At 64.3% G+C, this 11,641-nt stretch carries 10 protein-coding genes; 3 read left to right on the top strand and 7 right to left on the bottom strand.

Translation table 11 applies throughout. The annotated features are described in order from the left end of the window. Positions 1–101: 101 nt before the first annotated feature. The 3 genes from ACVWVP_RS29000 (at position 102) to ACVWVP_RS28990 (ending at position 4,329) form a co-directional block, all read left to right on the top strand. Complete coding sequence (locus ACVWVP_RS29000; RefSeq protein ID WP_457409461.1) at positions 102–1,457, top strand: class-II fumarase/aspartase family protein; 1,356 nt, start codon at positions 102–104, stop codon at positions 1,455–1,457. A gap of 163 nt (positions 1,458–1,620) precedes the next feature. Continuing rightward, positions 1,621–2,925 (top strand): cation:dicarboxylate symporter family transporter, encoded by a 1,305-nt coding sequence (locus ACVWVP_RS28995; RefSeq protein ID WP_178919762.1) that lies wholly within the window; start codon positions 1,621–1,623, stop codon positions 2,923–2,925. A 12-nt stretch (positions 2,926–2,937) separates the two neighbouring features. Further along, positions 2,938–4,329, top strand: a complete 1,392-nt coding sequence (locus ACVWVP_RS28990) for a class II fumarate hydratase (RefSeq protein ID WP_457409458.1) — start codon at positions 2,938–2,940, stop codon at positions 4,327–4,329. Here the strand turns inward: ACVWVP_RS28990 and ACVWVP_RS28985 are convergent. The 7 genes from ACVWVP_RS28985 to ACVWVP_RS28955 all read right to left on the bottom strand — a co-directional run bounded on the left by ACVWVP_RS28985 (position 4,319) and on the right by ACVWVP_RS28955 (position 11,390). Continuing rightward, complete coding sequence (locus ACVWVP_RS28985) at positions 4,319–5,797, bottom strand: amidase family protein (protein ID WP_457409456.1); 1,479 nt, start codon at positions 5,795–5,797, stop codon at positions 4,319–4,321. The genes ACVWVP_RS28990 and ACVWVP_RS28985 overlap by 11 nt on opposite strands. Continuing rightward, positions 5,794–6,213: a cupin domain-containing protein gene (locus ACVWVP_RS28980; protein WP_178919759.1), complete on the bottom strand. Its 420-nt coding sequence runs from the start codon at positions 6,211–6,213 to the stop codon at positions 5,794–5,796. The genes ACVWVP_RS28985 and ACVWVP_RS28980 overlap by 4 nt, the downstream gene beginning before the upstream one ends. 66 nt (positions 6,214–6,279) lie before the next feature. Then, positions 6,280–7,218 (bottom strand): alpha/beta hydrolase, encoded by a 939-nt coding sequence (locus ACVWVP_RS28975; protein WP_457409454.1) that lies wholly within the window; start codon positions 7,216–7,218, stop codon positions 6,280–6,282. A 126-nt stretch (positions 7,219–7,344) separates the two neighbouring features. Next, complete coding sequence (locus tag ACVWVP_RS28970; protein WP_457409452.1) at positions 7,345–8,364, bottom strand: amino acid ABC transporter substrate-binding protein; 1,020 nt, start codon at positions 8,362–8,364, stop codon at positions 7,345–7,347. Then, positions 8,361–9,539 (bottom strand): cystathionine beta-lyase, encoded by a 1,179-nt coding sequence (locus ACVWVP_RS28965; RefSeq protein WP_457409450.1) that lies wholly within the window; start codon positions 9,537–9,539, stop codon positions 8,361–8,363. Before ACVWVP_RS28965 ends, ACVWVP_RS28970 begins: the two co-directional genes overlap by 4 nt. A 90-nt stretch (positions 9,540–9,629) precedes the next feature. Continuing rightward, entirely contained in the window at positions 9,630–10,442 is an 813-nt protein-coding gene (locus ACVWVP_RS28960) for an AraC family transcriptional regulator (protein WP_457409448.1), read from the bottom strand. Between the two features lie 45 nt (positions 10,443–10,487). Next, on the bottom strand, positions 10,488–11,390 hold the full coding sequence (locus tag ACVWVP_RS28955) for an arginase family protein (RefSeq protein ID WP_178919754.1): 903 nt from the start codon (positions 11,388–11,390) through the stop codon (positions 10,488–10,490). Positions 11,391–11,641 lie beyond the last annotated feature (251 nt).

Genomic DNA, 11,641 nt, shown 5'->3' with positions numbered 1-11,641 from the left:
TACCCTCGTTGTCGAGTTGACAGTGTATCAGCACAGGCGTAATCATAATGTACGGACATATTAAATATGTATGGTTTAAAAATAACAAATAGGACTTCGCCATGTCGAGTACCGTTTTTGATTCCGCCCTGTTCCGCGACATGTTCGGCACCGCCGAAATGCGTGGCGTGTTCTCTGACAAAGCGCTGATCGAGCGCTACATCGAAGTGGAAGTGGCCCTGGCCCGCGCCGAAGCCCGTTGCGGCGTGATCCCAAGCGAGGCCGCCGAGCAGATCGCCGCGCTGTCACGCTACGAAGCCCTGGACCTGGCGCTGATGCAGCACGAGACCGAGATCGTCGGTTACCCGATCCTGCCGCTGGTGGAACAACTGTCGAAGATCTGCGGCGAAGCCGGCCGCTATGTGCATTGGGGCGCCACCACCCAGGACATCATGGACACCGCCGTGGTGCTGCAGGTGCGCGCTGCCCTGGCGATTGTCGAGCGTGATATCCAGGCAGTACGCGGCCTGCTCGCCGGCCTGGCCGAGCGCTATCGTGACACGCCCATGGCGGGCCGTACCCACCTGCAGCACGCGCTGCCGATCACCTTCGGCTACAAGTGTGCGGTGTGGCTGAGCATGTTCGACCGCCACGCCGAACGCCTGGTGGAGTTGCGTCCACGGGTGGAAATCGGCCAGTTCGCCGGGGCTGCCGGCACCCTCGCCTCCCTGGGCGACAAAGGCTTGGAAGTTCAGGAAGCGCTGATGGCCGAATTGGGCCTGGGCGTGCCGCAGGCCACCTGGCACGTGGCCCGCGACGGCCTGGCCGAAACCCTGAACTTCCTCGGCCTGGTCACGGGCTCTTTGGGCAAGATCGCCCTGGACATCATGATGATGATGACCAGCGAACTGGGCGAAGTGTACGAGCCCTTCGTCAAGGGCCGTGGCGCCAGCAGCACCATGCCGCAGAAGCGCAACCCGATTTCGTGCGAGCTGATGTACGCCGCCGCCAAGGGCGTGCGCCAACACGCCGGGCTGATGCTCGACGCGATGATCCAGGACTTCGAACGCTCCACCGGCCCGTGGCAGGCGGAATGGATCGCCATCCCCGAAGCCTTCGCCCTCAGCGCCGCGTCCCTGGGCCAGGCGACCTTCATGCTCGCCGGCCTCGAAGTGCGCCCCGAGCGCATGCGCAAGAACCTCGACATGACCCAGGGCCTGATCGTTGCCGAAGCCGTGATGATGGGCCTCGCCCCGGCCCTCGGCCGTCAGGTGGCCCACGACGTGGTCTACGCCGCCTGCCGCATGGCCAACGACCAGGGCACCAGCCTGCTCGACGCCCTGCTCGCCCAGGGCGAAGCCACCGCGCAACTGGACGTGGCCGACCTGCAACGCCTGACCGACCCAGCCAACTACCTGGGGCTGGCGCCGCAGATGGTGGATATCGCGCTGGCGCGCCAGGGTGCAGTCCCCCGCTGATCCAGAACCCAGTGGAAATCCAAATGTGGGAGCGGGCTTGCCCGCGATTGCGGTGTATCAGTCACCGGATGCATCAGTTGACAGACCGCTATCGCGGGCAAGCCCGCTCCCACATTAGATCTACGGCGCTACACCGAACCATAACAACAACGAGATCACAGACATGTCATCCACCCCCGCCAAAAAACCGCTCTACAAGGACCTGACCTTCCAGGTCGTCGCCGCCATGTTCCTCGGCATTGCCTTCGGCTTTCTCGCCCCCGAACTGGCCGCCAGTTTCAAGATCCTCGGCGATATCTTCCTCAAGCTGATCAAGACCGCCGTCGCGCCGCTGGTGTTTTTCACCGTGGTCCACGGCATCGCCTCGGCCGGTGATATCAAGCGCGTCGGCAAAGTCGGCCTGCGCGCACTGATCTACTTCGAAGTGGTGTCGACCATCGCCCTGGCCATCGGCCTGCTGTGGGGCAACCTGCTGCAGATCGGCTCCGGCATGCACGACGCCCACCCGAGCAGCGCTGCCGCTGCCGCGGCGAGTGCCGCCGTTGCCAAGGGCCATGCGCCGGCGTCGACCATGGACTTCATCTACGGCATCTTCCCCGACAACTTCGTCGGTGCCTTTGCCGGTGGCCAACTCCTGCAAGTGCTGGTGATCTCGGTGCTGTTCGGCTTTGCCCTGCTGGCCCTGAAACCCGAGCGCCGTGAAGTCATTGAAGACGGCTTGAACCGCATCTCCGAATGCTTCTTCGAGTTCATCAACCTGATCATGAAGTTCGCGCCCCTGGGCGCCTTCGGCTCGGTGGCTTACGCCGTGGGTAGCAACGGCACTGCCGTACTGATGTCCCTGGCCAACTTGGTGCTGATGTTCTACGTGGGCATCGCGTTCTTCATCTTCGTGGTGCTGGGTGCGGTGTGCCGCTTGAGCGGTTTCAGCCTGTGGCGCTTCCTCACCTACATCAAGGATGAAATCTTCATCGTGCTCGGCACCGCCTCGTCGGAAAGCGCCCTGCCCCGACTGCTGCAAAAGCTCGAGAAGTTCGGCTGTTCCAAGCAGAGCGTCGGCCTGGTGCTGCCCACCGGCTACGCGTTCAACCTCGACGGCACCTCGATCTACATGTCGCTGTGCGTGCTGTTCATTGCCAACGCTTATGGCGTGCCCCTGAGCTGGGAGCAACAACTGGGCATCATCGCGATCATGCTGGTGACGTCCAAAGGTGCGGCGGCGGTGTCGGGTGGCAGTTTCGTGGTGTTTGCCGCCACCGTCACCGCCATCGGCGTGCTGCCGGCCGAAGGCCTGGCCCTGCTGTTTGGCGTGTACCGCTTCATGTCGATGGCGATTGCCACCTGCAACACCATCGGCAACAGCGTGGCCACCGTGGTGGTGTCCAAGTGGTCCGGCGAGTTCTCCCAGCAGACCGCCCAGAATGAATATCAACGCGTGCTCGGCCGTGCGGCCGGCGCGGCACTTTGACGGAGCAGCACGATGCCCACTCTGCGAATCGAACACGATGCGTTTGGCCCGGTGTCCATCCCGGCCGAGCGCTACTGGGGTGCACAGACCCAGCGCGCACTGGAGGTGTTCGGCGCCAAGCAGCCGTTCCCGCCCAGCCTGATCCGCGCCTTTGGCCAGCAAAAACGCGCCTGCGCCCGCGCCAATGCACGGCTTGGCGCACTCGCGCCCGCCCTGGCCGAGGCCATTGAGCTGGCCGCCCAGGACCTGGCCAACGGTCACTTTGACGCGCACTTTCCGCTGTCGATCTGGCAGACCGGCTCCGGCACCCAGACCAACATGAACGCCAACGAGGTGATCGCCAACAGCGCCAACCTGCGGCTCGGCGGCGACCTGGGGAGCAAGTCGCCGGTGCACCCCAACGACCACGTCAACCGTTCGCAGTCGTCCAACGACAGCTTTCCCACGGTGATGCACCTGACCACCGTGCTCGAATTGCGCGGGCGGCTGCTGCCTGCGCTCGGCCACTTGCGCAACGAGCTGAACGCCAAGGCCGACGCCTGGCAGGACGTGCTGAAAATCGGCCGCACCCACCTGATGGACGCGGTGCCAATGAGCCAGGGCCAGGCGTTCGGCAGTTTTGCCCAGCAGATCCACCACGGCATCGCGCGCATCGAGGCCTGCATGCCGCGCCTGCGCCTGCTGCCCCAGGGCGGCACGGCGGTGGGCACGGGGCTTAATACTCCCGTGGGTTTTGATGTGGCGTTCTGCGAGGAGATCAGTCAACTCACCGGTGAAACCTTCCAGACCAACCCGTGCAAATTCGAAGGCATGGGCACTCACGATGCACTGGTGGAGGTCTCCGGCGCGTTGAATGTACTGGCGGTGTCGCTGACCAAGATCGCCAACGACATCCGCCTGCTGGGCTCAGGCCCGCGCTGCGGCCTGGGCGAATTGATCGTGCCGGACGACGGCCTCACCTCCTCGATCATGCCCGGCAAGCGCAACCCGACCATCGCCGAAGTGCTGGTGCAGGCGGCCATGCAGGTGATGGGCAACCACACCACCATCACCCTGGCGGGCGCGTCCAGCACCTTCGAATTGAACGTGGCCAAGCCGGTGCTGATCCACAACCTGCTGCACTCGATCGAGGTGCTCACCGACTGCGTCAGCCTGTTCACCCACAAGCTGCTCAACGGCTTGGAGGTGAACCGCCCGCAACTGGCGCGCAATGTGGAGCACTCGCTGTTGATGGCCACCGTGCTCAACCCGGTGCTGGGTTATGACCGGGTGGCGCAGATCACCCGCAAGGCCGCAGACGAAGGCTTGTCGCCCAAGGAAGCGGCAGTGCAACTGGGCTTCATGACCGCCGAGGAATACGCGCAACGCGTGCAGCCGGCCGCCATGATCCGCCCTACTCCATAGCCCCCGGCGCCTGGAACCCACCGACCACCTCGGCCAGGCATTCGGCGAACTTGATCGTAGTGCGATCGGCAAACGGCGCACCGATGATCTGCACACCCACCGGCAACCCCTGGCGTGTCAGGCCAATGGGCGCGCTGGTGGCCGGCAAACCCATCAGGGTGGCCGGCGCAATCCACTTGTACAGGTCGGCGTAATGACGCTTCTGGCCGTCGACCTGCAGGGTGCGCAGGCTGATGACCCTGGATTGGTCATGGGCAAACGCTGTGGTGAAGGTGGGCGGCGCCAGGATCACGTCAACGTCGTCGAAAGTCTTGAGGAACGCTTCACGCAAGCGCAAGCCCGCCTCATGGGCCTTCAACCAATCGGCATGGCCCATGGCGCTGCCCTGATAGAACTTGTCGGCATGCTGCGGCGTGTCCATCACCCGGCCCAGTGCCCGCAACACCGGAGCCATCAACCCCATGAAGCAACGCTTGGACGCCGGCAACGACACGCCCAGCTCGGCGCCCAGTTGCAACAGGTAGGCGGCAAACAAACGCTCCAGCGACGCGCCCCGGGGCGCGCCCTGTACCACCTCCACACCCGCCGCTTCCAGGCTCAGGCGCAATTGGCGATAGGCCTCGGTCATGCCCTGGTCGAGCGGGCAATCGACATCGTCGGTCCACAGCAACACACGAAAGGTCTTCAGGGACACAGGGCGCGGCGCCGGCAGCTGCAACTGCCAACCGGGCTGCCCGGCCGGTGGTGCGGCGGCGAGCACGTCCAGCATCAACTGCAGGTCGGCGGCACTGCGCGCCAAGGGCCCGACCACGTTCAACGCCCCTTCCGCCAGGTCGCCCGGCGCCCCGGGAATATGCCCGCGCTGGGACACGATGCCGTGGGTGGGTTTGTGCCCATATACGCCGGTAAAGTGCGACGGGATGCGGATCGAGCCGCCAATGTCGCTGCCCAGCTCCAGCGAGGTGAAGCCCGCCGCCAACGCAACGGCCGCGCCCCCTGAAGAGCCGCCCGGTGTCAGCGCCAGGTTCCAGGGGTTGTGGGTGGTGCCGAACAGGCTGTTGTAGGTCTGGATATCCCCGGCCATCGTCGGCACGTTGGTCTTGCCGAACACAATCGCACCCGCGTCTTCCAGGCGCTTGACCGCCACCGCCGACTGCGCCGGCCGATGCTCGCGCAACGCGGCGGCACCCGCTGTGCACGGCATGCCGAGCACTTCGAAAGTGTCCTTGATAGTGATCGGCAAACCGTGCAGAGGCCCCAGCGACAGGCCGTTGCGTACCGCCGTGTCGGCCAGGTCGGCCTTGAGGCGCGCTTGTGCCAGGTCCAGGGTGACCACACTGTTGAGCGCCGGGTTGAGGCTGTCCAGGCGCGCCACGTAACTGTCGAGCAAGGCGCGGCTGCTTTGACGGCCGGCCGCGATGTCGGCGAGCAACTCGGTGGCGCTGCGGTAGGTGATGTCGGTGGTCATGGCTTGCTACCGGCGGGGTGCAGCGCATCCAGATGGGGCATCAACACCACGCTCTCCTGCTCATTGGGGTCTGAGCGCGCCACCAGCACCGACACCGGTTCATCGGTGTCGTTGTAGGGCTGATGGGGCATGCCCGCCGGAATGTAGAAAAAGTCGCCGGGATGGAGGGTCTCGTGACTTTCCAGTTGCTGTCCGTACCACACGCGAGAGATGCCACTCAGGGCATAGATCGCGGTTTCATGGCCTTCATGCATGTGAGTTTTGGCACGGCCACCCGGGGGGATGGTGACGATCTGCAAGTTGATGCCGGTGGCTCCGACCGTTTCGGTGGAGATGCCCACGGCATTATGCAGGCCTTGCTTGCCGATCACGGCAGCACGGGGACGAAGCAGGCGGCAGGTATTAGGTTCGGTCATCCGGGCGGGCTCGGTGGTTGTCAGGGTATAGGGTGAACACCCGAGCCCGCCCGGTTATTCCCTGGGTTACTGCACGTTGCGCTCCTGGAAGGTCAGGCCGACAAAGCGCAGCAAGGGTTCGGAGCCCGGCACCCAGAAATCATAATTGTGCGCCCCCGGCCGGGCCTGGAACTGATGGGCGACTCCCAGTTTGTTGAACGCCAGGTGCAGCAGCACATTGCCGAGGAAGAACGGGTCGTTGGTGCCCACATCCAGGTAATAACGGGTCTTGCGCAATTCGGCCACCGGCGTGTGCTTGACCAGGTCCAGCACGTTTTTCTCGTGGTATTGCAGGTTCAGGCGCTGCTCGCCGGTCAGGCCCTCGCCCCACGCATGCCCGTAGCGGCGTTCGTAGCCGGCGGGGTCCATCTGGGTGATCTGCTCATCGGTGCGCACCGCCGCGCTCATCACCGCCGCTGCACTGAACAGCTCTGGGTATTTGAACGCGTACATCAGCGAGGCGAACCCGCCCATGGACAGGCCGCCCATGGCACGAAAGCGCTTGTCATCGAGGATGCGATAACGCTTCTGCATGGCCGGGATGAACTCCTGGATAAACATGGTCTCCCACTGGAACTTGCCGTCGGCATCGTTCATGAAATAGGTGGCGTACTTGTTCTCGGGGTTGCGCAGGCCATCGGGGGTGATGACGATCATGGCCGGGATCTCGCCGGCGTTGATCAGCCGGTCGAGCAAGGCGCCGAGGTTGTCTTGCACGAACCAGTCGTTGTAACGGCCATCGTCGCCGCCGTGCATCATGTACAGCACCGGATAGGCACGCGTGGAACGGCCGTAGTCGGGCGGCAGGTAAAGGGTGTATTTGACGTTCTGGCCGAGGATGCTGCTCTTGATCGAGGCGGTGTCATCGACCGTGCCGGTGTCGGCGCTGGCGGCCGGGGTAACCAGCGCCAGGGCGGTGAGCAGGGCCAGGCTGGCCCAGAAACGGTGCAGGGTATTCAAAAACATCGGGCGTTCTCCGTAGGGGTGGGACTGCCCGGTAGATCAGGCAGGTCCCACGCCAGTGTGGGAGTGGGCTGTGGAGGTGACCGAGTGCCTGCCTCCTGCCAGGAAGAATAGGCACTCGGCAGCCCATTACCGCACCGGTGGCGCGTACTGGATACCGCCGTTGTTCCACAGGTTGTTCAAGCCCCGGTCGATGGCCAGCGGCGTCCCCGGCCCGAACGCACGGTTGAACACCTCGCCATAGTTGCCCACCTGCTTGACCACCTGCACCACCCAGTCCCGGGGCAGTTTCAGGTCTTTGCCGTACTCGCCATCGGCGCCGAGCAAGCGCGCCACGTCCGGGTTCTTCGTGGCCTTGGCTTGAGCCTCGACATTGGCCGAGGTCACCCCGGCCTCTTCGGCGTTGAGCATCGCAAACAGCGTCCAGCGCACGATGCTGAACCATTCATCATCGCCGCGACGCACCGACGGCCCCATGGGCTCCTTGGAAATCGTCTCCGGCAGGATCACAAAGTCGGACGGCGTGGTCATCTGGCTGCGCTGGGCATTGAGTTGCGACTTGTCCGCCGTGATCACGTCACAACGCCCGGCCTGCAAGGCCTTGGCGGTTTCTTCAGAGGTGTCGAAGGTGATCGGCGTGAACTTGAGCCCACGGCTGCGGAAGAAGTCCGAGGTGTTCAGTTCGGTGGTGGTACCGGCCTGGATGCAGATTGACGCGCCATCCAGTTCAGTGGCACTGCTCACGCCCAGCTTCTTGTTGACCATGAAACCGGCACCGTCGTAGTAAGTGACGCCGGTGAAAACCAGGCCCATGCCGGCGTCGCGGGAGCTGGTCCAGGTGGTGCTGCGCGACAGGATATCGATCTCGCCGGACTGCAACGCGGCCAGGCGCTCCTTGCCGTTGGTGGGGGTAAACCGCACTTTGCCCGCATCGCCGAACACCGCAGCGGCCACCGCGTGGCAGACGTCCACGTCGATGCCCTGTTGCTTGCCATTCTTGTCCGGCACCGAGAACCCCGGGATGCCGTCGGACACCCCGCATTGGATAAAGCCTTTCTTGTGAATCGCATCCAGGGTGGCGCCAGCCTGTACCAGGCCACTGGCGCCCAGGACGGCGCCCGCGATCATCAAACGCGTGAAGGTTTTCATTGCCCATCTCCGTGGTTATCTGCTTGGGAAAATGCGTGTTCAAGGTCGGCGATCAGGTCGTCGACGTGCTCCAGGCCGATGTTGAAACGCACCAGCCGATCGCCGTACTGGCGCACATCGCGGTCGAGGTTGAAATGCGGCGCCACCAGGCTGGTCACGCCGCCCCAGCTGTAGCCGAGGTGGAACAGGTTGAGGCGGTCGATGAAGTCCAGCAGCGCTTCGCCCGACAGCGTCGGGCGGAACACCACCGAGAACACACTGGTCGAGCCGGTGAAGTCGCGCAGCCACACCCCGTGCCCCGGGCAATCAGGCAGCGCGGGGTGCAATACCCTTTCCACTTCGGGGCGAGCCTTGAGCCAGTGCGCCACCTGCAGGGTGCTGGCCTGCAACTGCGCCAGGCGCACCCACAGGGTCTGCAGGCCACGCAGGGCCAGGCTGCAATCGTCGGGCGAGACCGCCATGCCCAGCAGCGAACGCGCCTGGCCGAGGGCCTGGTAATGCACATCGCTGCAGGTGGACACCGAGCCCAGCAGCAGGTCGCTGTGGCCGCCGATGTACTTGGTGAGGGCTTGGATCGACACGTCCACACCGTGGGCATAGGCGTCGAAAAACACCCCGCTGGCGTAGGTGTTGTCCAGCGCCAGCACCACGCCGGCCGCCCGCGCCACTTCAGCGATGGCGGGCACGTCCTGGATTTCCATGGTGGCCGAGCCTGGGCTCTCGCACCAGATCAGGGTGGTGTTGGGACGGATCAGCGTGGCGATCTCGGCGCCGATCATCGGGTCGTAGGTCTGCACCGCGATGCCCAGCCTGGCCAGCAGGTCGCGCGCCAGGTCGTTGTTGGGGCCGTAGGCACTTTGTGGCACCAGCACATGGTCGCCCGCGCCGCAGAACGCGAAGTACACCAGGGCAATCGCCGCCTGGCCGCCGGGGGTGATAAAGCAGTGCTCGGCGCCCTCCAGTTGCGCAACGCGCGCGGCCAGCTCCAGGCTGGTGGGCGTACCGTGCAGGCCGTAGGCATAGGGCACGCGCTCGGGACACCAGTCGTCGCGCACCTCGCGGGCACTGGCAAACAGGGTGGTGGAGCCGCGATGAGTGGCCGTGGCCAGTGAGCGAAAACCGACCGGGGCGCGGGGTGTGGGGTCGAGCAAGGTGGTTTGGATATGGCGAGGCATGACAGGGGTTCCACTTCCAGATGATGGAAAAATCATAGGGAGTGGCACAGCGGCGGCGATTGAACGTTCTTGCGCTTTAAGAAAATAAACTCAGCGCCAGCGACCCGGCGTCACGCCAAAGCTTTTCTTGAAATGCCGGGTGAAATGGCTGAGGTCGGCAAAGCCGCTGGCACTGGCTACATCCGTGGCGGGCACGCCGTCGCGCAGTAGGTGCAGGGCCAGGTTCAAACGGTATTGATTGCGCCAGGCATGGGGTGCCAGGCCGGTTTCGCGGCTGAACAGGCGCGCCGCGTGAAAGGTCGACAAGCCGACCTCACCCGCCAGTTCACTCAAGGTCAGGGGCTCGGCCAGGTCGCTCATCAAGCGCGCCTTGAGGGTCTCGACACGCGCCGCATCGCGCAGCACCTGTGCCACCGGAGGACGCTGCCCGGCATGGCGGATCAACAGGGTGGACACCGCATCGAGCAACGCGTGCTCGGCGCCAAGGGCGTCGTCCGGCTGCTGCAGGGCGCGGTGGGCCCGCAGCATTTTGCGGGTCAGGTCGGGGTCACGCAGGATGTCGTCGCGAAACCACGGCAGGTCGCACGGGCGCTCGCACAGGTCATTCATCACCTGTTGCACGAAGTCGATCGGCAGGTAGAACACCCGGTATTGCCAGCCACCGTCCATGGCCGGCGAACCGGTGTGCACCTCACCCGGGTTGAGCACCGGCACGCAGCCCGCATCGGCCACGTGACGGCTGCCACGGTAGTCGTAACGCTGGGCACCGGCTTCGATCACCGACACGGTGTAGGTGTCGTGCCAGTGCGCCGCGAAACGCTGTCGATGGTAGGTGGCACTCAGCAGGTCGGCGTCCGGCAGGATCGGCGAACGCCAGTACCTCACGGAATCGGCGGTGGTCATCGGGCAGCCCTCCTCTGAGCAAATACCGAGCACCGCCACCACCGATCAGGCTTTGCCGAACGGTGCGAGCGCCCTGGCGATGGTGCCGGCCAGGCCGCGACCACTGAGGTGGCCCGGGTCCATATCGGGGTTGTAGATGGTGAATTGAATGCCAATGGCCTGTGGCGACTGCATGGCGGTGCGCAGCGTGGTGGCCAGGTCGTCCCAGGAGAAACCGTCCGGCTGCGGGTGGTCACAGGCCCACATGATGCCCTGGTCCAGCACGTCGACGTCGACGTGAATCCAGAAACCTTCCGGGCCGTCGACACGGGTCAGATGGGCCACCGCTTCTTCAGCAGCAGTTTGCGTGCCGAGTATGCGCACTTCGTTGCGGTTGAACGCCAGCAGGTCTTCGGGGATCGGCTGGCAACGGTTGCGGGCCTGGATCGCACCGTCGCGGTAGCCGAACAGCACCACATCGTCGTCACGCAACAGCGGGCGGCGACCTTCGATATCGGCCACCACTGCCGGGCCACGGCCGGTGGCGTAGCCCAGGTCACTGGCCGAGGCAGCGCCGGAGATCGGGTTCTTTTCGGCTTCATAGAAGTCTGCATGGCCGTCCAGGTAAAACAGCCCGAAGCGCCCACGTCGGCGCAGCGCCAACAAGGTGCCCAGCAGGATCGAGCAGTCGCCGCCGATCACCACCGGGAACTCGCCCTTGTCCAGCACCTCCCCGACGGTGTTCGCCAGGGTGATGGAGTATTCGTTGATGGCGTGGGGGTTCATGATCTGGGTTTCCGGGTCGCGCTCCTCGCGCCACGGTGGCGACTCCACGCGGCCGGCATGGCGCGCTCCCAGCCGCTCGGCCAGGCCGGCCTTGAGCAGCGCATCCGGCATGCGGGCCACGCCCAGGTGAGTGGGGATATGCCCGAGCACGGACGGGGCTTCAATGATTGCGAAGTTACGCATGGAACATCCTCTCTGGTGTGTTCAACGGCATGGCGGCTGGTTTTTATCGATGTGCCGCTACACCGTGACCTTCGCAGGGAGTGCGCCAGTGTTGGTTTTAAACGTGGGTATTGGTTTTTTTAACCGCCCTTTCGGTCATTTATCAACGGTTATTTGACCGAATCACTTTTGCTCCAAAATATCACCACACACCTTAGTTGCCCTGCAACTTAGTCATAGTGGGTACGCAACTAAGCGAACGCCTCACTTGA

It is taken from the genome of Pseudomonas sp. TE24901 (genome assembly GCF_054058375.1).
The sequence above is the reverse complement of the archived record's forward strand: the minus strand, read 5'-3'. Positions and strand labels throughout refer to the sequence as shown.